Source organism: Campylobacter concisus, assembly GCF_003048775.2.
GTDB lineage: Bacteria > Campylobacterota > Campylobacteria > Campylobacterales > Campylobacteraceae > Campylobacter_A > Campylobacter_A concisus_I.
This window is the reverse complement of the sequence record NZ_CP049272.1, coordinates 1,087,171-1,110,110: the sequence shown is the minus strand read 5'-3', so window position 1 is coordinate 1,110,110 and position 22,940 is coordinate 1,087,171. Positions and strand designations below refer to the sequence as shown.

General features: G+C 38.1%; 26 protein-coding genes, 2 tRNA genes and 3 rRNA genes. 18 read left to right on the top strand and 13 right to left on the bottom strand.

Annotated elements, in window-relative coordinates; translation table 11 throughout:
* Nucleotides 1–2: 2 nt before the first annotated feature.
* The 4 genes from CVT17_RS05575 to CVT17_RS05560 all read right to left on the bottom strand — a co-directional run bounded on the left by CVT17_RS05575 (nt 3) and on the right by CVT17_RS05560 (nt 1,860).
* Complete coding sequence (locus CVT17_RS05575; protein WP_051288446.1) at nt 3–314, bottom strand: hypothetical protein; 312 nt, start codon at nt 312–314, stop codon at nt 3–5.
* 31 nt (nt 315–345) lie between these two features.
* Nucleotides 346–996, bottom strand: coding sequence for a ferritin-like domain-containing protein (locus CVT17_RS05570; protein ID WP_084042189.1), 651 nt, complete (start codon nt 994–996; stop codon nt 346–348).
* Nucleotides 989–1,312, bottom strand: a complete 324-nt coding sequence (locus CVT17_RS05565; protein ID WP_021091233.1) for an HMA2 domain-containing protein — start codon at nt 1,310–1,312, stop codon at nt 989–991. Before CVT17_RS05565 ends, CVT17_RS05570 begins: the two co-directional genes overlap by 8 nt.
* Nucleotides 1,313–1,413: 101 nt before the next feature.
* Complete coding sequence (locus CVT17_RS05560) at nt 1,414–1,860, bottom strand: Fur family transcriptional regulator (protein ID WP_054196789.1); 447 nt, start codon at nt 1,858–1,860, stop codon at nt 1,414–1,416.
* Nucleotides 1,861–2,010: 150 nt separating this feature from the next.
* Between CVT17_RS05560 and CVT17_RS05555 the strand changes: the two genes are divergently transcribed.
* Nucleotides 2,011–2,220 carry a hypothetical protein gene (locus tag CVT17_RS05555; protein WP_002942234.1) on the top strand — a complete coding sequence of 70 codons (210 nt, stop codon included), beginning with the start codon at nt 2,011–2,013 and terminating at the stop codon, nt 2,218–2,220.
* 90 nt (nt 2,221–2,310) lie between these two features.
* Here CVT17_RS05555 and CVT17_RS05550 read toward each other — a convergent pair whose 3' ends face one another.
* Entirely contained in the window at nt 2,311–2,973 is a 663-nt protein-coding gene (locus CVT17_RS05550; protein WP_107770250.1) for a lipid-binding SYLF domain-containing protein, read from the bottom strand.
* A gap of 117 nt (nt 2,974–3,090) precedes the next feature.
* On the opposite strand from CVT17_RS05550, the gene CVT17_RS05545 reads away from it, so the two are divergent.
* Nucleotides 3,091–3,699 carry a trimeric intracellular cation channel family protein gene (locus CVT17_RS05545; RefSeq protein WP_054196787.1) on the top strand — a complete coding sequence of 203 codons (609 nt, stop codon included), beginning with the start codon at nt 3,091–3,093 and terminating at the stop codon, nt 3,697–3,699.
* Nucleotides 3,696–4,682 (top strand): SAM-dependent methyltransferase, encoded by a 987-nt coding sequence (locus tag CVT17_RS05540; RefSeq protein WP_107770251.1) that lies wholly within the window; start codon nt 3,696–3,698, stop codon nt 4,680–4,682. The genes CVT17_RS05545 and CVT17_RS05540 overlap by 4 nt, the downstream gene beginning before the upstream one ends.
* On the opposite strand, the gene ybaK is transcribed toward CVT17_RS05540, so the two are convergent.
* Nucleotides 4,671–5,153, bottom strand: coding sequence for a Cys-tRNA(Pro) deacylase (ybaK, locus tag CVT17_RS05535; protein ID WP_107859009.1), 483 nt, complete (start codon nt 5,151–5,153; stop codon nt 4,671–4,673). The two genes, CVT17_RS05540 and ybaK, sit on opposite strands and share 12 nt — an antisense overlap.
* A 58-nt stretch (nt 5,154–5,211) precedes the next feature.
* Here ybaK and fliL point away from each other — a divergent pair, with 58 nt between their 5' ends.
* The 4 genes from fliL (at nt 5,212) to CVT17_RS05515 (ending at nt 7,005) form a co-directional block, all read left to right on the top strand.
* Nucleotides 5,212–5,748, top strand: coding sequence for a flagellar basal body-associated protein FliL (fliL, locus tag CVT17_RS05530; protein ID WP_084042196.1), 537 nt, complete (start codon nt 5,212–5,214; stop codon nt 5,746–5,748).
* Complete coding sequence (gene acpS / locus CVT17_RS05525; protein WP_107770253.1) at nt 5,745–6,089, top strand: holo-ACP synthase; 345 nt, start codon at nt 5,745–5,747, stop codon at nt 6,087–6,089. Before fliL ends, acpS begins: the two co-directional genes overlap by 4 nt.
* Nucleotides 6,090–6,233: 144 nt before the next feature.
* Entirely contained in the window at nt 6,234–6,806 is a 573-nt protein-coding gene (locus tag CVT17_RS05520) for a hypothetical protein (protein ID WP_196373555.1), read from the top strand.
* Nucleotides 6,796–7,005, top strand: a complete 210-nt coding sequence (locus tag CVT17_RS05515) for a hypothetical protein (protein WP_196373554.1) — start codon at nt 6,796–6,798, stop codon at nt 7,003–7,005. The genes CVT17_RS05520 and CVT17_RS05515 overlap by 11 nt, the downstream gene beginning before the upstream one ends.
* A gap of 143 nt (nt 7,006–7,148) precedes the next feature.
* On the opposite strand, the gene radA is transcribed toward CVT17_RS05515, so the two are convergent.
* From radA to CVT17_RS05495, 4 genes are read right to left on the bottom strand one after another with little or no spacing between them, the layout of a single operon-like run.
* Nucleotides 7,149–8,489, bottom strand: a complete 1,341-nt coding sequence (radA, locus tag CVT17_RS05510) for a DNA repair protein RadA (RefSeq protein WP_107859010.1) — start codon at nt 8,487–8,489, stop codon at nt 7,149–7,151.
* Nucleotides 8,464–8,826: a VanZ family protein gene (locus CVT17_RS05505; RefSeq protein ID WP_107859011.1), complete on the bottom strand. Its 363-nt coding sequence runs from the start codon at nt 8,824–8,826 to the stop codon at nt 8,464–8,466. Before CVT17_RS05505 ends, radA begins: the two co-directional genes overlap by 26 nt.
* Nucleotides 8,819–9,685, bottom strand: a complete 867-nt coding sequence (gene ftsY, locus CVT17_RS05500) for a signal recognition particle-docking protein FtsY (protein ID WP_107770257.1) — start codon at nt 9,683–9,685, stop codon at nt 8,819–8,821. The genes CVT17_RS05505 and ftsY overlap by 8 nt, the downstream gene beginning before the upstream one ends.
* Nucleotides 9,685–10,317 (bottom strand): TlpA family protein disulfide reductase, encoded by a 633-nt coding sequence (locus CVT17_RS05495; protein WP_107770258.1) that lies wholly within the window; start codon nt 10,315–10,317, stop codon nt 9,685–9,687. Before CVT17_RS05495 ends, ftsY begins: the two co-directional genes overlap by 1 nt.
* A gap of 49 nt (nt 10,318–10,366) precedes the next feature.
* Between CVT17_RS05495 and CVT17_RS05490 the strand changes: the two genes are divergently transcribed.
* The 11 genes from CVT17_RS05490 (at nt 10,367) to CVT17_RS09580 (ending at nt 21,178) form a co-directional block, all read left to right on the top strand.
* Complete coding sequence (locus CVT17_RS05490) at nt 10,367–10,999, top strand: 5-formyltetrahydrofolate cyclo-ligase (RefSeq protein ID WP_107770259.1); 633 nt, start codon at nt 10,367–10,369, stop codon at nt 10,997–10,999.
* Nucleotides 10,932–12,485: a ribonuclease Y gene (rny, locus tag CVT17_RS05485; protein ID WP_107770260.1), complete on the top strand. Its 1,554-nt coding sequence runs from the start codon at nt 10,932–10,934 to the stop codon at nt 12,483–12,485. The genes CVT17_RS05490 and rny overlap by 68 nt, the downstream gene beginning before the upstream one ends.
* 9 nt (nt 12,486–12,494) lie before the next feature.
* A complete protein-coding gene (locus CVT17_RS05480; protein WP_054196777.1) occupies nt 12,495–13,091 on the top strand; it encodes a lipid-binding SYLF domain-containing protein in 597 nt (198 codons plus the stop codon).
* A complete protein-coding gene (locus tag CVT17_RS05475; RefSeq protein ID WP_107770261.1) occupies nt 13,091–13,657 on the top strand; it encodes a DedA family protein in 567 nt (188 codons plus the stop codon). Before CVT17_RS05480 ends, CVT17_RS05475 begins: the two co-directional genes overlap by 1 nt.
* The gene (locus CVT17_RS05470; protein WP_107770262.1) at nt 13,654–14,994 is read left to right on the top strand and encodes a DUF945 family protein; all 1,341 of its coding nucleotides are present in this window, start codon (nt 13,654–13,656) and stop codon (nt 14,992–14,994) included. The genes CVT17_RS05475 and CVT17_RS05470 overlap by 4 nt, the downstream gene beginning before the upstream one ends.
* Nucleotides 14,995–15,258: 264 nt before the next feature.
* Nucleotides 15,259–16,769 (top strand): 16S ribosomal RNA (locus CVT17_RS05465).
* Nucleotides 16,770–16,863: 94 nt separating this feature from the next.
* Nucleotides 16,864–16,940, top strand: a tRNA-Ile gene (locus tag CVT17_RS05460).
* Between the two features lie 12 nt (nt 16,941–16,952).
* Nucleotides 16,953–17,028, top strand: a tRNA-Ala gene (locus CVT17_RS05455).
* Nucleotides 17,029–17,354: 326 nt separating this feature from the next.
* A 23S ribosomal RNA gene (locus CVT17_RS05450) occupies nt 17,355–20,258 on the top strand.
* Nucleotides 20,259–20,391: 133 nt separating this feature from the next.
* Nucleotides 20,392–20,510, top strand: a 5S ribosomal RNA gene (gene rrf, locus CVT17_RS05445).
* Together the 16S, 23S and 5S rRNA genes with 2 tRNA genes alongside form the textbook arrangement of a ribosomal RNA operon.
* A gap of 224 nt (nt 20,511–20,734) precedes the next feature.
* Entirely contained in the window at nt 20,735–21,178 is a 444-nt protein-coding gene (locus CVT17_RS09580) for a ComEA family DNA-binding protein (RefSeq protein ID WP_107770208.1), read from the top strand.
* 149 nt (nt 21,179–21,327) lie between these two features.
* Here the strand turns inward: CVT17_RS09580 and CVT17_RS05435 are convergent, their stop codons facing one another.
* The 3 genes from CVT17_RS05435 to CVT17_RS05425 all read right to left on the bottom strand — a co-directional run bounded on the left by CVT17_RS05435 (nt 21,328) and on the right by CVT17_RS05425 (nt 22,898).
* Entirely contained in the window at nt 21,328–21,744 is a 417-nt protein-coding gene (locus CVT17_RS05435; protein WP_107770263.1) for an Rrf2 family transcriptional regulator, read from the bottom strand.
* 115 nt (nt 21,745–21,859) lie between these two features.
* Nucleotides 21,860–22,480, bottom strand: a complete 621-nt coding sequence (locus tag CVT17_RS05430) for an NAD(P)-dependent oxidoreductase (protein WP_230853329.1) — start codon at nt 22,478–22,480, stop codon at nt 21,860–21,862.
* 43 nt (nt 22,481–22,523) lie between these two features.
* On the bottom strand, nt 22,524–22,898 hold the full coding sequence (locus CVT17_RS05425; protein ID WP_107770265.1) for a cupin domain-containing protein: 375 nt from the start codon (nt 22,896–22,898) through the stop codon (nt 22,524–22,526).
* Nucleotides 22,899–22,940: the final 42 nt, after the last annotated feature.

Sequence of the window (22,940 nt, the reverse complement as noted above, 5' to 3'; positions counted from 1 at the left end):
CCTTAAGCTATATCGTTTGGTGTGATAGCTTTTGGAGCGGCTGGCTTTTTAGCGCGTGGTTTTCTTGTTTTCTTTACCACTTTTTCAGCCTCTTTTTCTACTTTTTTAGCACCACGTTTTGCTTTTTTTTCTTCTTTTACTATAAAGTCTTTTGCATCTTTTGCAACACTTTTACCTTTTTTGTAAAGATCTTTTGCGGCCTCTTTGCCTTTATCAAAGCCATCTTGGGCGTACTCTTTGATCTTATCTCTTTTATTCCAAGCAGCTATTGCTAAACCGCCTACTGCTAAACCTGCTAAAAATGGTAATGCCATTTTAAATCCTTTCTTTGTTTGATTTTGTAAATTATTCATTTTCTTCATCCTTATTAAAATTTTTACTAACTACTGAAATGCCTAATGCCCCAAGCGCAAGTCCGCTAAAAAACGAGAAATTTGGATTATTAGTTATCTTTGCTAACTCGCTTTTATCAGCCTTGCCACTTGCGATATTTTGCAAGCTTTTAGTTATCTCATTAAAGTCATTTTGATAGTTTTCTAAAATATTTGTTATGCCATTTTGCTCAAAATTTTGTGAAATTTCATTTAAATTTAGCTCATTTTTTATTTCACAGCCACTATAAATTTCTTTTAAGCGTTGTTTTAAAGAGGCGACATATTCGTTATTTGAAGTAGCCCAAAGTCTAAAAAATAGATCTTTTAGCTCTTCATCATCTAAGCTTTCACAAAATTTTTCATACATTTTATTTAGCTCTAACTCATAGTTTAAAGCTTGTATCAGCGCATCTTCTTTATTTTTTGCCGGCAAAAATATAGCTTCATTTTCGCAAGCAAGCTCATAATCATGTGTGCTCGCAAATTTTTCTATCAAGATGATCGCATTTTTTCTGATATTTGCGATCTCGTTAAAAACATCACCAAATGAAGCTAAATTTTCATATAAGCTAAGTGCATTCTTTTCGCTGGTATATGATGCATTTAAAAGTTCATTAAGCATATTTCACTTCTTTTGCAACTTCATTTACTCTAGTTGAAATCTCTTCCAAATTTTGCCCTTTTAAAAGATCTTCCCAAAGGTTTTTTGGAAAAATTTCATGATCATATTCGATCGTTACAGAGCCGATTAGCTTGTTAAATTTTACATTTTTTATACCATTTATCTGAGCTATCACATCATCTAGGCTAGCTAAATTTACGCTGCTACTTAGCTCTTTTATCTTTGGACTAACTCTTACTCTTAGTCTACCGTTTGTGTGAGCTATCATTGAAAAATAGCTTGCAACTTGTGCTAAAGTTTGTGTTTTTATATCCATTTTCATCCTTTTTTTAATTGCATATTATCTATTTCACAGCTTAAATAAATCTGAAATTTTTTTGTTTTTCATTATCAAAAAGTAAAATGAAATGATAAAATTTAATTTCCATTTTTCTCTTGGCAATCACTGCAAATGCCATAAAGTATCATCGTATGCGACTGCTCACTAAAATTTTTTTCTTTGCAAATTTGCTCTTGCCTTTGCTCTATCATCTCATCTTCAAAATCAACTATCTTTTCACAAATTTCACATATCAAATGATCGTGCGAGGATTTTAAATTTAGCTCAAATTTCTTTACTCCATTTTCTTCAAAGCAGTTTGCAAGATGATGCATTTCGAGAAAATTTAAAAACGAGTAAATTGATGTCATTGAAATTTCATTCTTGTGAATTTTGTAAATTTCTGAAGAAATTTCTTGAGCACTTAGATGAGAGTTGCTAATGAAAAGTACATGCAAAATTTGTTCTTTTAACTCTGAGCTTTTTTGCCCAAAGGCTTCCAAAAACTCTTTAAAATGCTTATAAAATAGTTCAAAATTATCCACAAAAACCTAACTAAAATGATAATGAATATAAGGATTTTACAACTTTACTTATAAAAAAAGCATAAAATTTCTTACGAATTTCAAGTAAAGTATTTTATAAGATTGTTTTGGTATAGTGTCGCATTTTTTAAATCAAAATTAAGGAATAAAATGACTTACGACGAGCTTGAATTAGACGCCGTTTTGTTAGAGGTTTTAGAAAATAGAGGCAGTTTTGATTCTATGGACGACGAGGAGCTTTATGAGCTCATCGAACAAGTTGCACAATATACAGATGGCGATTACGAAGAAGCGTTTGAGTATATGACTCAATTTTCTCCAATCCCTAAAAAACGCTTTGTTTCACTATTTATGGTTTAGCAAAAAGCTAAGCCATAACTTCTATAAAATTAATAAAAAAGTAAAAATAAAAAGAGCTCTTGACTCACTTAATGAGCCAAGAAATTTGAGTTATAAGAAGTATTTTGAGATTATTTCTTTAAATTTTAGAGTGTATTTACTAGCTTTTGGACTATTGTTGTAGATATTTTCAAAATCATACATTCGCTCATAGTAATCATTTGTATCTTGTATATTTATTTTAAGCCTTGCCACATCTAGACTAACGCCTACAAAAGCACCACTTGTCTTGCCACGCTCCTCAGCAAATGCTGAAATTTCAGGCAAATCACTTGTGATCGCTACTTCGTTACCAACGCCACCAGTTGCTTCTGCTTTTAGACTGATCGTATCTTTTGCATTAAATAAATTTGCATAAGCTTCTGAATTTTTAAATAATATGATCATGTCAGCTGAGCTGTAACCAAGCTGTAAGCCTATGCTTCCAGATGTGTAATTTACAAAAAATGGGCTTGACCATTCACCATCATCGTTTTTAGCGATAAATACGCCTTTGCCTGTTGAGCCAGTAACGATAGCGCCTGCTTTTGTCACATCAGGGATTATGGCGATCGCTTTTATGCCTTCAAATTTAGTGTTTGGCTTTAAATTTCTTGCACCAAAAGCATTTAAAATATTTATTGCATTTTTTAGCTTTTGATTTTGGATCACATCAGCATTTAAGTTTGGCGTGAAAAATAAACCAGCAAGAAATATGATCAATAGTCTTTTCATTAAAATTCCTTCCTTAAATTTTTCGTTATTATAGCCTAAAATAAACTAATGGTAAAAATATTATTAATGATTTTTTATGAGAGTTCATTATAAAATGCGACCTTTTAAGGAAAAAATATGAGTTTAATACTTTTTGTCGAATACGTCGGTATCGCATCAGCTGCACTTAGTGGCTTTTTATTTGCAGTAAAAAAGGAGTGTGACTGGCTTGGAGTCTTTTTGTCTGCATTTTTGACTGCACTTGGTGGCGGTATCATGCGTGATATGCTTGTTGGTAGGGCGGTTTATTCATTTACACACTATATGCCGGTAAGCGTTGTCATTTTTATGTTGATTGTTTCAAGAGTGGCAAATTTACACATAAAAAGAGAAGGTTTGGAGCGAAAATTTGTATTTATCTTCGCCGATGCGATCGATGTTATTTGTTTTTCGATCGTTGGTGCGATGGTTGCCATTGAGTACAACTACAACATCTTTGGCGTCATGATGATCGCCTTTTTTAACGGCGTTGGCGGCGGTATCTTAAGAGATATTTTGCTAAACGAAATTCCATGGTTTTTACGCACCGGACTTTACGGCACGATAAGCCTTGGCGTGGGGCTTGCTTACTTTGTGCTATATCATCTAGGCCTAACCAATATATTTTTTACTATGCTCTTGCTCGCTGCTGGTATTACAGTTAGGATGTTTGCATTTTACAGAGGTTGGAAGCTACCTGATCTATGAAATTTAGCGAGTTTTTTAATATCTGGGTCAATGAAAACTACTATAAATTTGGCGTAGATATAGGTAAAAAGGGCGATTTTTATACAAATGTAAGCGTTGGCTATCTCTTTGGCGCTTGCCTTGCAAACTACTTTTTAAAGCTGCTTAAAAACGGCGAAATTTCTAGCTCTTGCAAGGTCGTAGAGATTGGCGCAAACTCTGGCGATATGCTAGCTGATTTTGCGCAAGGAATTTTTACGCTTGAGCCAGAAATTTTGCCAAAATTAGAGTTTATAATCATCGAACCTCATAAAATTTTACGTAAAAGACAGCTTGAGACTTTTGCAAAACGCTTTGGCGATGACATCAAAATAAAACACTATGAAAATTTATGCGAGTGCTCGTTTGATGAAATTTTTGTCATCTCAAATGAGCTACTTGACGCATTTGGTTGCGAGGTGATAGACGGACAAAATATACTTTTTGTGGATGATGATCTAAAATTTCACTGGCAAAAAGCAGATCAAAACTTGCTAGCTCTTGCAAAGAAATTTGGCATAAAAAAGGGCGAGATATCAACTAGCTACGCTAAATTTGCGCCCCAACTTGCAAGTGTGGCAAAAAAGGTGAGATTTTTAAGCTTTGACTACGGCGAATTTGAGCCAAAAAATGAGTTTAGCCTAAGAGTTTTTAAAGATCATCAAGTATTTTCTTTATTTGAAATTTCAGATCTTGAGCCATATTTTAAAAGCTCGGATCTAACATATAGTCTTTGCTTTAAGCAAGTAAAAGAGGCTTTTAGTGAGGCTGGCTTTAAGATGCTTAAATTTAAAAAACAAAACGAGGCTTTAGTTTGCGATCTTGGTGTGGATGAAATTTTATCTTTGGTGCTTGAAAAGGGTAGCAAGCAAGCCTATGAAAATGCAGCTAAACAGGCGAAATTTCTACTCTCGCCCGAGTTTTTAGGCGAGAAGTTTAAATTTATAGAGTTTTTAAAGAGCTAGCCTAGCGATATTGGCGAAACTTGCCTCACAAGCCTTTAAAAGATCATTTGGAGCTATCTTTATCTGTTTGCCTCTTACTCCAGCACTTACTAACACGCATTCTTGCTCTTTTGCGCGTTCATCGATAAATGTTGCAAAATGCTTTTTCATCGCAAGCGGTGAGCAGCCACCCCTGATGTAGCCAGTGATCTTTTCTAAGTCTTTTAAATTTATAAGCTCGCAGCGTTTGGCGCCACACGCGTGAGCAAGTGCTTTTAGATCAAGCTCCAAATCGCCCTGTAAGCAAGCAACAACGAAATTTTTAGGCTCACACTCACAAACGATAGTCTTATAAATTTGCTTTATATTTTGCTTAGTGCTAGCTGCTACGTGGAGGGCTGAAAGATCGTTTAAATCAACTTCATATTCTAAAATTTCATAATTAATTTTTAGCTTATCTAAAGCTCTAGCAGCATTTGTCTTATGTGTCATTTTTTCTCATTTTTGCGAATTTTTTGTATAATTATAGCCAAAACTTAAAGGAGGAAAGATGGCTGAAGAAGTTGAAGAGAAAAAAGCAAAAAAAGGTGGCAATGGTGCATTAATGATAATTATCATTGCGATATTTGTTTTGCTGCTAGTTATTGGAGGGCTAGTCGCGTTTTTGATGCTTAGTTCTGACGAGCCAAAAGAGGCAAACATGATGCAAGCACCAGCTCAGACTCAAACGCAGTCCATGCCAGCTCAAAATAAGGCAAAGCATGGTAGCAACGACTATTCAAATATGGGACCGATATATCCGCTTGATCAGTTCATTGTAAATTTACTTAGCGAAAATGGCTCAAGATTTCTTAAAACTAAGATCGATATGGAGCAAAGCGATGAGTTGCTAACTCCTGAGCTTGATAAGAAAAAAGCACTTTTAAGAGACATTATCATTAGAACACTTTCGTCAAAAACTTACGAAGAAGTAAGCACTGCAAAAGGCAAAGATAGGCTAAAAGACGAGATCGTAGGCAAGCTAAATGAAGTGCTAAATGATGGCTACATAAAAAACATATTTTTTACTGATTTTGTGGTGCAATGATAGGCATTGATATCGTTAAGATAGATAGAATTTCTAGACTCAAAGCTCGTTACGGCGAGCTTTTTTTAAAAAAATTTCTTAGTGATGACGAGATCGCGCTAGCAAAAAATGATGCGACTTTGGCTGGATTTTGGGCGGCCAAAGAAGCAGCTAGCAAAGCTCTTGGTGTGGGTATCAGCAAAGAGTGTGGCTTTTTGGACATTGAGCTTAGCAAAGACGCAAAAAACGCACCAAAGATAAAATTTAGCCCAAAAATTTATACAAATTTTAATATCAAAGAAGCAAGCCTTAGCATAACTCACGATGGCGGATTTGCCGTAGCTGCAGTGATGATTGTCTAAAATTTATACATTTTTACAAAGCTTTTTAATATCTTTTAACTACTTCCAATAAATTTAAAAAATGTATTTTTATAAAATTTTTTAAAGAAAAGACGATATCTTTAATTAAGATTTAATGGAGCTAAAGAGACTAAGGATAGTAAAATGCAAATTTCTAATAATCTTTCAACCCCTAACTATCTCTCAAGAGAAAACATAGCAAGAGAGATGGGCTTTCAATTTAACGATATAAATGAGATACTTAGTAACGATATGGGTCATGGCATGACATTTCCTAAGTATATGAGCCTAGACGATAAAGCTAAAGCAAGGGAATATGACAGATATGAACACTCACTCACTGGCTTTGTAAAAGGTGAAGGAGAGGCGAGAGTAAGCATACTTGGCAAGCTTATGGGCTATGACGATACTTTTTCAAAAGGTGAGATAGATGAGCTAAAGAATTTTATAGATGATAGTGGTGCTTTAGGGCTTGAGAGAGCTTTTGGTGACTCAGAGACTTTATCCGTTAATGAATTTATAAAAAGATATACCAGAAAGCATGGTTTCTCTGATTTTACCTTTGGTGGAACAAAAACAGCCGAGTTACTTGATAGCAATATGAGCGTTGATGAGTTTAAAGCTAATTGGACTAAATTTGCACTAAAAAAGCGCTTTGGTTTAGAGCTTGATGAGGAGCTAACAAAAGAGACTATAAATTCCATCAATGATTCTTGAAACACAAAACGAAGAAGATAAAAAAGAGAAGAAATTTACACCTATACAAGTTACTAAAAAGTCTCAAACCTATAAGCTTGAAGCCGATGAGAGATTTAAGGAGATCTATAAATTTATAAAGAGTGAATTTGATAGTGGCAAGAGCATGTTTGAAATTTTAGAAAAAGTGGCAAAGCTTAAAGTGGATAAGAGGGCATAGGTATTTTATAAGCAAAGAATGGAATTTTTATAATTTAAATTTCAAAGAAAAAGCATAGATGTTCTTAGACTTATGCAAAAGATAAATTTCAAAACATGGCTTAGCCAGCAAAGTATTGATATTAATTTGCTGGCAAGATAAATTTACATCCATTCAAGCACTTGCGTGATATCTTTGGCGTAAAAGCACTTTAGACCTTGTGTGTCAAGCGGTTTGTTTGGGATGATAGCATTTTTAAATTTCTGTGTTTTTGCCTCTTTTAATCGCTGATCTAGGTTAAAAATTTCTCTTATCTCACCATTTAGACTTAGCTCACCGATAAAAACACTATCCTTGCTGATAGGGCGGTTTTTGAAGCTGCTGATTATCGCTGCTATGACGGCTAGATCTGCCGCAGTTTCGCTTATCTTAACGCCACCTGAAACGTTTATAAAGACGTCGTAGTGTCCAAGTGGAATTTCTAGCTTTCGCTCAAGTAGGGCTAGCAGCATATCTAGGCGGTTTCTCTCAAAGCCAGTCGAGCTTCGTTTTGGATAGGCACTTTCACAAACAAGTGCCTGAATTTCGATGCTAAGTGCCCTTGAGCCTTCCATTATGATGGTGATCGCACTGCCACTCATCGCTCCGCCACGTGTGAAAAATTTACTGGAGACTTCGTTTGCACTCACGAGCCCGTGCTGGCTCATCTCAAAGATGCCAACCTCGCTCGTCGAGCCAAAGCGGTTTTTAAACCCACGTAAAATTCTTAACTCTCTGCTCGCGTCGCCCTCAAAATAAAGCACCACATCGACCATATGCTCAAGCACTCTAGGTCCTGCGATCGAACCCTCTTTGGTGATGTGACCTATGATAAAAACGCAGATATTTTGGCTCTTTGCAAGTCTCATCAGCTCAAATGTGATCTCACGAACCTGCGTGATCGAGCCTGGAGCGGAGCTTATATTTTGGCTATAAAGCGTTTGTATGGAGTCAATGACTAGCACCTTGTAGTCGCTCTTTTGCACCTCTAGCATGATATCTTCTAGGCAAATTTCAGTTAGCAGGTATAAATTTTTATCCACAGCATTTAGCCTATCAGCTCTCATTTTTATCTGGCTTTGGCTCTCTTCGCCGCTTACATAGAGCGTTTTTTTGCCGTCTTTTGCTAAATTTGAGCCAATTTTTAGAAGCAATGTTGATTTGCCAATTCCTGGGCTGCCGCCTATAAGCACAAGTGAGCCTTCGACAACGCCACCACCAAGAACGAGGTCTAGCTCGCTATCTTTGGTGCTAAATCTCGTGAAATTTTGAATTTCAACTTCGTCTATACTTATGGCTTTGCTGGGTGCGCCACTACTTTTTGCTATCTCTTTGCTTATCTTTATCTCTGCTTGACTAAGCTCAACAAAGCTGTCCCAGGCTCCACATTGCGGGCATTTGCCCAGCCACTTTGCTTGTTGATTACCACACGCTTGACACTCAAAAACTGGCTTTGCTTTTGCCATAAATTATCCTTTTTAAAATTTCAATTATCATCACTCCAAAAGCCGCTCCGATCATGTCAGCCACGATGTCAAGCAAGCTAAAGCTCCTGTTTGGTAAAAATGCCTGAACGAGCTCTATTTGCACGCCAAAGGCTAAAAGTATGGCTAAATTTTTAAAAATTTTAAACTCATAGCCAAGATAAAGCAGGATGTATAGGACGCAAAAAGCTAAAAAATAGTTTGCTTTATCCCACGAATTTTCGATGATCGTGGGACTTTTTGGAGTAAATGCAAGAAAATCGATTGCCAAAAGAGCGATAAAAAAGCAAATTTTACTAAGAAATTTCACTCTACTCAAAAATGGCGTCCATCAGCTCGTCTAAAAACTCGTCTGGATTAAATTTGATGATATCGTCCATGCTCTCGCCAACGCCTATATAAAATATAGGTAGCTCAAGCTCTCTTGCTACGCCAAATAGTGCTCCGCCCTTTGCAGTGCCATCAAGCTTTGTGATGATGACACCATCAAGTGAGACGATATCGTTAAACGCCTTTGCTTGTGCAACTCCGGCGTTACCTTGCGTGCCATCAAGAATCAAAATTTTGCGGTGGGGCGCCTTTTCGTAAGCCTTTTTGCTAATACGAACGATCTTTTCTAGCTCGTTTGCTAAATTTGTCTGGTTTTGAAGTCTGCCGGCTGTGTCAAGGATGACTCGGTCGATACCTTTTGCAAGGGCTGAGCTGATCGTATCGTAAGCAACAGCCGAAGGATCATGCCCTTGCTGTGTGGCGACTATTGGCACATTTAGCCTAAGCGACCACTGGCGCAGCTGCTCGATAGCCCCAGCTCTAAATGTATCACAAGCGCCTAAAATGACGCTTTTGCCATTATTTTTATATAAATTTGCAAGCTTTGCGATCGTTGTCGTCTTGCCAGCGCCATTTACGCCAAGGATGAGATCGACAAATGGCTTATCAGGCTCGATCACACGCTCATTTTCGTAGATAAAATAGCTACTCATAACGCGCCTAAGATCAGTTCTGCTCACTTCATCTTGTGGCGGTAAGTAGTATAAAATTTCTTCCACGATCTCGTAAGCTACGTCGGCCTCAAGTAAAATTTCTTCTAAGCTTTCTTTGTCTATCTTTTTTGACTTCTTCGCTGAGCTTATCGCTCCAAAAGTCTTCTCAAGGCCTTTTTTTAGAAAATCAAGCATTATTTTGTTGCCCTATTTATGTCGTTTTCAAGCATCTCTTCAGGTACAAGACCGATGTAGCCCTGAACGTAGTCGCCATTTGCTTTAAAAAGTGCTGACGCAGGCAAGCCTTTTATACCGCCCATCGCTTTTTCAAATAAAAAATTTCCCTCACCAACTGCGACTTCATATTTTATTTTATATTTTTGAGCAAAATCTTTTACTTCATCTTCACTTTTGTCTTCAAGTAGCACACCAACGATATCTAGCTCGTTTTTAAATTTCTCGCTTAGGTTATTTAAGTGTGGGATCTCAGCCTTGCAAGGAGGACACCAAGTGGCGAAAAATACATAAAGAGTTGCTTTTTTACCATCTTTTACATCAAAGCCATTACTTCTTTTTGTAATCTGCATAGTTGTGCCATTTAGCAGCTTTAGATTTATCTCTTTTACCTCGTTTTCTTGGGCACTTTCACTCATTTTTGGAGTGAGTGAGTCTTTGCTTAAATTTTCATCTTTGCTAGCATTTTTATCTAAAATTTTGCCCTGCGTTTGTTCGCTTGTATTTTGCTCTTTTTTTTGCTTGTTCTCGTCGCCGCATCCAAAAAATGCAAAAATGCAAAGTGATGTTATAATTGCTCGTTTTAATGTCATAAATTTCCTTTTGAATAAGATTTCAGGATTATACAAGAAAGAGCATAAAATGAGCGTTAATTTAGAAAAAAATGAATTTAGAAAAAATGCAAGAGCAAATTTGATGAAACTTACTAAATTTAAGGCCAAATGCTCGCACTATAAAGCTACGAAAACTCTTTTAAATTTGATAAATTTTACAAATTCTAAGAAAGTACTGTTTTATTTGCCACTTAACTACGAAGTCGATGTACTTAAAATAAGGCGAAATTTATCACATAAATGTGAAATTTTTGCCCCTTTTATGGTAGGTCTTAGCTTAAAGATGGTAAGATTGCGACTGCCATTTATAACTTATAAATTTAACGTCAGACAGCCATCTGGCAAAAAAATGGATAATGTTAGACTTGATATGGCAGTAGTTCCAGCGATTGGGGTTGATGGAGCTATGGCTAGGATAGGGCATGGAAAAGGATTTTATGATAGATTTTTTGACTCTTTGCCTATTAAGCCAAAACGGATAGTTTTTCTTGAGATAAAAGACTTTTACACCAAAAATGTGCTTTCAAATGCACAAGACGCGGTAGCAGACTTTTATATAACCCCAAATAAAAATTATATAAAAAGAGGAATAAATGATAGAGGTTTTAATAGGCTTAGGAGCCGGTGTGGCTGGCGTTGGAGCAGGGTATCTATACGCTAAAAAGATAAATGATGCAAACTACAACATCTTCTTAGAACAAGCAAAAGCAAAGGCAAAAGCAATAGAATACGAAGCTGAGCTAACGCTTAAAAATTCTAAAATTTCAGTACAAGAGGCTGAATTTGAGGCTAAAAAAAGATACGATGACAAGACGACAAAGCTTCAAAAAGAGTATGCAAGTAAATTTGATGAACTAACCAAAAAAGAGAAAATTTTGCTAAATGAGCAAGAGCTTTTAAACGAAAGTAAAGAGCTTTTTGAAAAGGATAAGCAAGACGCAAAGATAACTTACGAAGAGGGCTTAAATTTAAAAGCGACTTATCAAAACAAAGTAGAAGAGGCGATAAGGGTACTTGAGCACGCTGCTGGCTTAACGGAAGAAGAGGCAAAAGAGGTCGTGCTTAAAAAGGTCGAGGAGAAGTCTCGTGCGGATATCGCTCATATCGTTAGGAAATACGAAGAAGAGGCAAAAAGAGAGGCTAAAAAGAGGGTTAATTACATCTTGGCGCAGGCTACGTCAAGATTTGCTGGAGAATTTGCGGCTGAGCGTCTGATAAATGTCGTAAATATCAAAAACGATGAGCTAAAAGGTAGGATCATTGGCAAAGAAGGACGTAACATCAAGACCCTTGAAATGGTGCTTGGCGTTGATATCATCATCGATGATACACCTCACGCGATTATACTAAGCAGCTTCAATCTTTACAGACGTGCGATCGCAACAAGAGTGATCGAGCTTTTGGTGGAGGATGGAAGAATTCAGCCAGCAAGGATAGAAGACCTTCACAAAAAAGTGACTGAAGAATTTGAGCAAAGTATACAAGAAGAGGGCGAAAATATCGTCATGGATCTTGGTCTAAATAAAATTCATCCAGAGATCATAAAACTAATAGGCAAGCTTAAATTTAGAGCAAGCTATGGTCAAAATGCCTTGGCTCACAGCCTTGAAGTAGCTCACCTTGCTGGCATCATCGCAGCTGAGTGTGGCGGAGATGAGAAACTTGCAAAAAGAGCTGGCATACTTCACGATATCGGTAAGGCACTAACTCACGAGTACGAGGGCAGTCACGTTGATCTTGGAGCAGAAATTTGTAAGCGCTACAAAGAGCATCCAGTAGTTATCAACGCTATCTATGCTCACCACGGTCACGAAGAGGCAACAAGTATAGAAAGTGCGGCTGTTTGCGCAGCTGACGCACTAAGTGCAGCTCGTCCAGGTGCAAGGCGCGAGGTACTTGAGAGCTTCTTAAAGCGTGTCGAAGAGATCGAAAACATCGCAAAAAGCAAAGATGGCATCAAGCAAGCTTATGCGATCAACGCTGGCCGTGAGATTCGCGTCATTGCAAATGCCAAGCTCATAAACGACGATGAGGCAGTGCTTGTAGCAAAAGAGATAGCTCAAGAGATCGAGAGCAAGGTACAGTATCCTGGTGAGATAAAAGTAAGTGTCATCAGAGAGACTCGTGCTGTTGATTTTGCAAAATAACGGCAAGATATGAAATTTCTTTTTTCAATTTTATTATTTTTCTCACTTGGCTTTGCTAGCGAGGAGCTCGTGCTAGACTCGGCAAACTCGTTTATAACAACTATGAGAGGTGCTAGAAATGCTCCTATAAAAGAGCTAATCGAGCAGTCAAAAGCAACGATCATCTTTCCAAGTGTTAAAAAGGTCGGTTTTGTAGTTGGTGGCATGGGCGGAGATGGCATCATGGTTGTTGGTAACATTAACTCGCCAAGTGAAATTTTACCAGTTAGCATAAGTGGCGGCAGTATCGGTATACAGCTTGGTTATGAAGATAGTTCACTTGTACTTTTTATATTTAAAGATAGCATTATCCACGATATTAAAGATGCCAAGATCACGCTTGATACAAAGCTTTCAGTAGCTTTTGGTGACATTGGACGCAATTACAGTAAAGTAAGCGATTTTAAATTTTCAAGCGACATCTACGCGTATGCTGCAAATGATGGTTTCTTTGCGGGAGCTAGCTTTGGTGGAGCAGTCATCAGTGCAAGAGAAGAAATTTTAAAGCAAAGTGGCTATGCCTATGAACAGCTAATAGCCTCCGCATCTAAACTTTTAGGAGATTAATGCAAGATATTATAAACTCAGTTTCAACATATGGCTATATTGTATTGTTTTTTTATAGCCTTGGTGGCGGCATGGTTGCATTAATCGCCGCTGGAATTTTAAGTTTTGCTGGCAAGATGGATATCACTCTTAGTATAATTGTCGCTGCTGTGGCAAATACAATCGGTGACACGCTAATTTTTTATGTCGCAAGATTTAATAAAAACTCACTTATGCCTTATATCAAAAATCATAAAAGAAAGCTCGCTTATGCAGGAATTTTGGCCAAAAAACACGGCGATAAGATAATATTTATCAAAAAATTTATCTACGGAGTTAAAACTTTGGTTCCTATCGCGCTTGGACTTACGAAATATTCATTTTATAAATTTAGCATTATAAATTTGATCTCGTCAGTGCTTTGGGCGGTCATTATCGGATTTGCCAGCTTTAAAGCGGGTGATTATTTTGTAGGTGTAAGCGACTATCTTGGCGAGCATGGATATATTATGCCTCTTGCTATGGTTTGTTTGTTGCTTGGAATTTGGTTTTTTTTACAACATATTACAAAAAGGAGAAAAGCATGAAAAAGGTGATATCTGCTTTAATCGTGGTTATCGTGGTGGCCATTGGAGCGGTTTATTTTGCTTCAAATGAGGTGGAGAAAAACTATCAAAGGATAGTGAATGATCTAAACAATATTAAGGGCTTTAAAATTTCTAATAACAATTACAAAAAAGGTTTTTTTGGTTCAAAAGGATCATTTGATTTTAGTGTTTCAAAAGATCTTTTGGAAAATATATTTGGTAAAAATGTAAATGAGGATTTGGTTTTTAAAGTAGAAAATGAAATTTCTCATACAGTGCTTGCTTTTATAGATGGCTTTGAAATAGACTCAAAAATTTCTATTCAAAACGATATGATTAAAAATATTATCGCAACATTTATGGGTTCAAATGTTATTGCAACAACTAAAACAAAAGTCAGCCTAACTGGCAATAAAGATGTGGATATTAAATTTAGCAATATTGAATTTAATGATAAGCAAAAAACTGCATTTAATACAAAAGATATAAAGATTGGTATGACGCTTGATTCAAAAGATAGTATAAACAGCTTAAAGGTTGAAGCAGATAAGATTGTTTTGAAAGATTTTAGTGAATACAATAAAGTTGATCTAAATATCGAAGGGTTTTATATTGACTCAAGTTATAAAGAGCCAGTTAAGTTTTCAAAAATTTTAGAAAGCCAGCTTGTACCTTATTTGGCAAAAGTTAAATTTAAAAGGGTGTCTTTCGCATCTAATGATATAAGTAATATTTTGATAGATGACTTTAAGTATGACTCAAAATTTGAAATCTCAAATGATCTTGGAAGATCAGACGATGTTATAAAAATAGGTATAGTAGCAGTTGATAAAGTAAAATATACAGATTTTGTCTTTGATAGCAAAATCGCAAATATCAATGTGCCTGCATTAAATAATGTATTAGACAAGCTTAATAATTTAAATAATGAAGAAAATTATAATGTTTTAGCTGGATTAAATTTTGATGAAATAATAGATCAAGTATTAGAAAAAAATCCAAGTATAAAAATAGATACATTAAGTTTCAAAAAGGGAGATAAGGCTCTAAAGCTAAATTTAGATGCAGCAGTAAATGGCTTTAAAAAGGGAACAAATCAGTCAGAAATTTTTGATAAATTATCTCTTAGTGGAAAAATAAGTGTCGATGAAAGTCTGGCGAATTTTTTTAATACATTAGTGCCAGAAGTAGCTTTTGTTGAGCCTACTTTGATATCTGCTGGATATTTTAAAGAAGAGGACAAAAAAGTAATAAGCGAATTTAAATATGATCCAAGCAAAAAAGATATTATATTTAATGGAAAAGTTGGACTTCAAAATTTCTTTATGGGTTTTTAAAAAATTAGCCTGATTTTTATCTGCATTTAAGCATCACTTCTATATACTTCACTTTCTGTTTTGCAAAACGCAGAGCAGAAAGTTCTTTTAATTTACAATTGTTAAACTATTAGTCAATCTTTGAAATCTAAACAAGTGATCGATTGAGCCAGTCTATTATTTTATAATTATAATAGATTAGACAAACTAATAAATAAAACTAAAAGTTTTTTTGATTAAAAACTTCATAATAAAATCCTATCAAATAAATTTTGCTAGGTAATTAATATGGAGAGTTTGATCCTGGCTCAGAGTGAACGCTGGCGGCGTGCCTAATACATGCAAGTCGAACGGACAAGTAAGAGCTTGCTCTTATGAGTTAGTGGCGCACGGGTGAGTAATGTATAGCTAATCTGCCCTACACTAGAGGACAACAGTTGGAAACGGCTGCTAATACTCTATACTCCTGTCTTACATAAGTTAGATAGGGAAAGTTTTTCGGTGTAGGATGAGGCTATATTGTATCAGCTAGTTGGTGAGGTAATGGCTCACCAAGGCTATGACGCATAACTGGTCTGAGAGGATGATCAGTCACACTGGAACTGAGACACGGTCCAGACTCCTACGGGAGGCAGCAGTAGGGAATATTGCTCAATGGGGGAAACCCTGAAGCAGCAACGCCGCGTGGAGGATGACACTTTTCGGAGCGTAAACTCCTTTTGTTAGGGAAGAACAATGACGGTACCTAACGAATAAGCACCGGCTAACTCCGTGCCAGCAGCCGCGGTAATACGGAGGGTGCAAGCGTTACTCGGAATCACTGGGCGTAAAGGACGCGTAGGCGGATTATCAAGTCTCTTGTGAAATCCTATGGCTTAACCATAGAACTGCTTGGGAAACTGGTAATCTAGAGTGAGGGAGAGGCAGATGGAATTGGTGGTGTAGGGGTAAAATCCGTAGAGATCACCAGGAATACCCATTGCGAAGGCGATCTGCTGGAACTCAACTGACGCTAATGCGTGAAAGCGTGGGGAGCAAACAGGATTAGATACCCTGGTAGTCCACGCCCTAAACGATGTATACTAGTTGTTGCTAAGCTAGTCTTGGCAGTAATGCACCTAACGGATTAAGTATACCGCCTGGGGAGTACGGTCGCAAGATTAAAACTCAAAGGAATAGACGGGGACCCGCACAAGCGGTGGAGCATGTGGTTTAATTCGAAGATACGCGAAGAACCTTACCCGGACTTGATATCTAACAAATCATCTAGAGATAGAAGAGTGTCTGCTTGCAGAAATGTTAAGACAGGTGCTGCACGGCTGTCGTCAGCTCGTGTCGTGAGATGTTGGGTTAAGTCCCGCAACGAGCGCAACCCACGTCATTAGTTGCTAACAGTTCGGCTGAGCACTCTAATGAGACTGCCTTCGTAAGGAGGAGGAAGGTGTGGACGACGTCAAGTCATCATGGCCCTTATGTCCGGGGCGACACACGTGCTACAATGGCATATACAATGAGAAGCAATATCGCGAGATGGAGCAAATCTATAAAATATGTCCCAGTTCGGATTGGAGTCTGCAACTCGACTCCATGAAGCCGGAATCGCTAGTAATCGTAGATCAGCCATGCTACGGTGAATACGTTCCCGGGTCTTGTACTCACCGCCCGTCACACCATGGGAGTTGATTTCACTCGAAGCCGGAATACTAAATTAGTTACCGTCCACAGTGGAATCAGCGACTGGGGTGAAGTCGTAACAAGGTAACCGTAGGAGAACCTGCGGTTGGATCACCTCCTTTCTAGAGTACATATAGATATTCTCTCACAAGATATCTATAAGAAAGATATTCTCAATCATCCTTGTTTAGTTTTGAAAGATTGATAGACCTATAGGGGCCTATAGCTCAGCTGGTTAGAGTGCACCCCTGATAAGGGTGAGGTCACAAGTTCAAGTCTTGTTAGGCCCACCAGAGAATTTAATTGGGGAATTAGCTCAGCTGGGAGAGCGCCTGCTTTGCACGCAGGAGGTCAGCGGTTCGATCCCGCTATTCTCCACCATAAAATAGTTTAACTATATTAAGTCTAATTAGAGAGCTTAAAAATTAAACTTTCTAATTAGACTTTTGTCTAAATGTTCTTTTAATTAATATTGTTAATAGTCACAAGCAAGTTTTAAAAACAATTTTACAGGACTTGTTAAAGATTTAAATTTCTATTCTCTTTGCATTTAATGCAAAAGTTTGACATCACAATCTATTTAGGATTTAAAACTTATCTAAATAGTAGTCAATGCTTTCCGTCTTGAGAGCTGGGATTTAAATTTAGTAACATAAAGTTATCTTTAACAAGGAAGTGATGCGAATTAGAATAATCTAATATAGAAAAGGTAAGCTACAAAGAGCAAGTGGTGGATGCCTTGGCTAGTAGAGGCGATGAAAGACGTGCCAGGCTGCGATAAGTCTCGGGGAGCCGTCAAGGGGCTTTGATCCGGGAATTTCTGAATGGGGCAACCCAGTTAAGCGCGAGCTTAACTACCTAATATGGAGCGAACGAGGGGAATTGAAACATCTTAGTACCCTCAGGAAAAGAAATCAAAAGAGATTACGCTAGTAGCGGCGAGCGAACGCGTAAGAGGGCAAACCGTTAGTTTACTAACGGGGTTGTAGGACTGCAATATAGACTAAACTTAGCTAATAGAATAATTTGGAAAGATTAAGCATAGAGGGTGATACTCCCGTATATGAAAGCTTTGTTTTACTTAGCAGTATCCTGAGTAGGGCGGAACACGTGATATTCTGTCTGAAGCTGGGTAGACCACTATCCAACCCTAAATACTACTACTAGACCGATAGTGCACAAGTACCGTGAGGGAAAGGTGAAAAGAACTGAGGTGATCAGAGTGAAATAGAACCTGAAACCATTTGCTTACAATCATTCAGAGCCCTATGATTTATCAGGGTGATGGACTGCCTTTTGCATAATGAGCCTGCGAGTTGTGATGTCTGGCAAGGTTAAGGAAACCCGGAGCCGTAGCGAAAGCGAGTCTTAATAGGGCGTTTAGTCAGACGTTGCAGACCCGAAACGATGTGATCTATCCATGAGCAGGTTGAAACCGGTGTAAGAGCCGGTGGAGGACCGAACCCGCTAGCGTTGAAAAGCTATGGGATGACTTGTGGATAGGGGTGAAAGGCCAATCAAACATCGTGATAGCTGGTTCTCTCCGAAATATATTTAGGTATAGCGTCATGTAGTAACACTAGGGGGTAGAGCACTGAATGGGCTAGGGCATACACCAATGTACCAAACCCTATCAAACTCCGAATACCTAGTGTGTAATCATGGCAGTCAGGCGGCGAGTGATAAAATCCGTCGTCGAGAGGGGAACAACCCAGACTAACAGCTAAGGTCCCTAAATCTCATTTAAGTGGAAAACGATGTGGAGTTACTTAAACAACCAGGAGGTTGGCTTAGAAGCAGCCATCCTTTAAAGAAAGCGTAATAGCTCACTGGTCTAGTGATTCTGCGCGGAAAATATAACGGGGCTAAAATGAGTACCGAAGCTTTAGACTTAGTTTTACTAAGTGGTAGGAGAGCGTTGTATTTGCGTTGAAGGTATACCGGTAAGGAGTGCTGGAGCGAATACAAGTGAGCATGCAGGCATGAGTAGCGATAATTGGGGTGAGAATCCCCAACGCCGTAAACCCAAGGTTTCCTACGCGATGCTCGTCATCGTAGGGTTAGCCGGGTCCTAAGCAAAGTCCGAAAGGGGTATGCGATGGAAAATTGGTTAATATTCCAATGCCAACTATAATGTGCGATGGAAGGACGCTTAGAGTTAAGCAAGCTAGCGGATGGTAGTGCTAGTCGAAAGGTGTAGGTTAAGATTCAGGCAAATCCGGATCTTTTTAAGCCGAGACCCCACAGGCGTTTGAAGTTCTTCGGAATGGATAGCGAATTGCCGATACTGTCGAGCCAAGAAAAGTTTCTAAGTTTAGTTATAGTTGCCCGTACCGTAAACCGACACAGGTGGGTGGGATGAGTATTCTAAGGCGCGTGGAAGAACTCTCTTCAAGGAACTCTGCAAAATAGCACCGTATCTTCGGTATAAGGTGTGCCTAACTTTGTTAAGGATTTACTCCGTAAGCATTGAAGGTTACAACAAAGAGTCCCTCCCGACTGTTTACCAAAAACACAGCACTCTGCTAACTCGTAAGAGGATGTATAGGGTGTGACGCCTGCCCGGTGCTCGAAGGTTAATTGATGACGTTAGCTCTGCGAAGCGTTTGATCGAAGCCCGAGTAAACGGCGGCCGTAACTATAACGGTCCTAAGGTAGCGAAATTCCTTGTCGATTAAATATCGACCTGCATGAATGGCGTAACGAGATGGGAGCTGTCTCGAAGAGGGATCCAGTGAAATTGTAGTGGAGGTGAAAATTCCTCCTACCCGCGGCAAGACGGAAAGACCCCGTGGACCTTTACTACAGCTTGACACTGCTATTGGGATAAAAATGTGCAGGATAGGTGGGAGGCTTTGATCCATAGACGCCAGTTTATGGTGAGCCATTGTTGAGATACCACTCTTTTTTATTCTGATAGCTAACTAGCTTGAGTTATCCTCAAGTAGGACAATGTCTGGTGGGTAGTTTGACTGGGGCGGTCGCCTCCCAAAATGTAACGGAGGCTTACAAAGGTTGGCTCAGAACGGTTGGAAATCGTTCGTAGAGTATAAAGGCATAAGCCAGCTTAACTGCGAGACATACACGTCAAGCAGAGACGAAAGTCGGTCTTAGTGATCCGGTGGTTCTGTGTGGAAGGGCCATCGCTCAAAGGATAAAAGGTACCCCGGGGATAACAGGCTGATCTCCCCCAAGAGCTCACATCGACGGGGAGGTTTGGCACCTCGATGTCGGCTCATCGCATCCTGGGGCTGGAGCAGGTCCCAAGGGTATGGCTGTTCGCCATTTAAAGCGGTACGCGAGCTGGGTTCAGAACGTCGTGAGACAGTTCGGTCCCTATCTGCCGTGGGCGTAAGAAGATTGAGGAGAGTTGACCCTAGTACGAGAGGACCGGGTCGAACCAACCACTGGTGTACGAGTTGTTCTGCCAAGAGCACCGCTCGGTAGCTATGTTGGGATGTGATAACTGCTGAAAGCATCTAAGCAGGAAGCCAACTCCAAGATGAATCTTCTTTTAAGAGCTCATATAGACTATGTGTTTGATAGGCTGGGTGTGTAATGGATGAAAGTCCTTTAGCTGACCAGTACTAATAGCTCGTCTGCTTATCTTTTTATAAGCATCACTTCCTTGTTAAGGATAAAAACTTAATAAGATATGTTTTTGCAAAACTTTGTTTATGACTTTTAACTTTATCAAGTAGTGTTAAATAAGAGATTTATCTAATATATCTTTTATTTAACACTGCCCGTGACTATACAGACGAGGAAACGCCTTGCTCCATCTCGAACCAAGAAGCTAAGCTCGTCCTGGCTGATGATACTCTCCCTTACTGGGATGTTGGAAAAGTAGGTCGTTGCGGGCTTTGTTAATTTTTAATCTTCTTTGTCTAAACAATTATCTTTTAAAATATTATTTCTTAATTTATAACAAAATATCAAATCTTATATTTATTTATTTTTTAAATAATCAGACTTTTTATCTCTATGTTTATAAATATCTTTTAGCTTATGCTCTTTTATGCGAGTATTGACTAAAAACACCAAATATGATAGACTCCAAACCCAAATTTACCCAAAAAGGACAAAAATGAAAAAGATTATATTCTCACTATTAGCAGCAGCTTCTACATTACTAGCAGCCATAAATTTAAACACCGCCACAAAAGAAGAGTTAATGAGTTTAGATGGTATAGGATCTTCAAAGGCAGATGCAATAATAGAGTATAGAAAAGCGAATAAATTTAACTCAATAGAAGACATAAAAAATGTAAATGGTATAGGCGACAAGACATTTGAAAATTTAAAATCAGATATATCAGTATCAGGCACTACAAAGATAGATGACACAAAATCAAAAATAAAATCTAAAAAAGATGAGATAAAAGAAAAAGCAAGTAAAAAGAGTGATGAAGTAAAAGAGAAAAAAGATAGTGTTAAAGACGATAGTATAAAAGAGATAAAAGATAAGAAAGAAAAGCTAAAAGATAAAGCACAAAAGAGTAAAGCTAAAAAAGAGAAAAGCAAAGAGTAATAAAATCTAGAAATTTATAAAAATTCCTACATAAAGATACATAAAAATAGTTAGGAGCGCATAGCGTTCCTAATAAATAAAATAGATTGATTTTTTATATATCAGCCTACTTTTTAAATCTTATAACTTAATCTGCTTACTTTTTAAGTTTACAAATTAATAAGTTCATCTAATAGATCTTGTAAAGTAATGCTTCTTAAACTATCCTCTAAAGCTTCTTGTGCTTTTAGGAGGGGGGTGGTTAAGAGACCTTCGATCTTGCTACCAAGCGGGCAGGCTTTAGGTGAGTCAGAGTGGATCTTGAAAAGTTTTTCTTTATTATTTACTGCGTTAAAAATTTGAAGGAGGGTTATATCTTTTGGCTCTTTCGCAAGACTCACACCACCAACTCCAGCTACGATATTCACGAGTCCTGCAGCCTTTAGAGTGCCAAGCAGACGCCTAACTATGACAGGATTTGTGTTTATACTACCTGCTATAAATTCGCTCGTGACTTTCTCGCCTTTGAAAAAACAAGCTGCTAAAACTACATGGATCGCGGTTGAAAACTTGATCCCTACTTGCATAACTGTCCTTGAAATTTTTTCTGATTATACTTTAAATTTTTACTAAAAGCAGTTTATTTTCAGTTTAGATTTGACAAGCCGACTTTTTGTGCCAGCTATGTCAAATCTATAATTTTTATGCTCGCTCGCCAACTGCTGTGAAGCGTTTTTGTATAAATTTTTTGTTTTTTAGCTCGTCTATGATCGCAAGCGCAAGGTCTGCATAGCTTATATAGCTCTCATTTTTTGAGTTTAAGATGAGATTATCTCCACCAAGCACGTATTTACCAGTACGAGCACCATTTGGGTCATAGTCGCCTGCTGGGCTTACGTATGTCCAAAGCAAATCGCTCCTATCTTTTAGCTCAAAATAAGACTCCGCTGTCGCCTTTGCTACACCCATATATGCAGCCGGAAAGTCTGGCGTATCCATCACCATTGTGCCCTTGTCATCAACAAATAACGTACCAGCGCCGCCAACTACGATAAGCCTTGTGCTAGCGCCTTCTAGTAAATTTATAAGGTGAGCGGCCACTTTTTTGTGAAGTGGGAAGGTTTCTTCACTCCATGCTGCAAATGCACTGATAACAGCATCAAAGCCTGCTAGATCAGCCTTTGTAAGCTCGAAAATATCTTTATAGACAACCTTAACGTCTTCGTTTTTATACTCTTTGTTTCTAACGATCGCTGTGACGTCGTAACCTTGTTTTAGTGCCTCATTTACTAAATTTACACCGCTTTTGCCGTTTGCTCCGATGATTGCTATTTTTATTGTTTTTCCTTTAAATTTGTCTTTAAATTTACAGCCAACTTGGCTTTACGTCATCAACTATCACGCCGTCACTCATTGTGTATTGCTCTAGGCTACCGCGTTTTGTCTGGATGCAGATCATTTTGATGCCGTTTTTGCCAGCTTTAAAGCACCTTTTGCCATCTGGATCTATGCGCACCGCATCTCCTTTGCTTACTTTTAGCACCTCACCGTCGATGAAAAGCTCACCCTCACCCTCTAGGATGATGTAAAGCTCCTCGTTTTGCTTATGTGCATGGACAAATGGCACGCTCACATTGGCTGGAAGCTCGTTTATAGATACCTCACAGCCACTTAAATTTAAAGCTTCTTTTAGCTCGACTCTTGGCTCGTTTGCGATCTTTGCAACCTGAAAATTTTTCATTTTGTTTTCCTTTTTTTTATTGTTGTAATCTTTTTATTTACA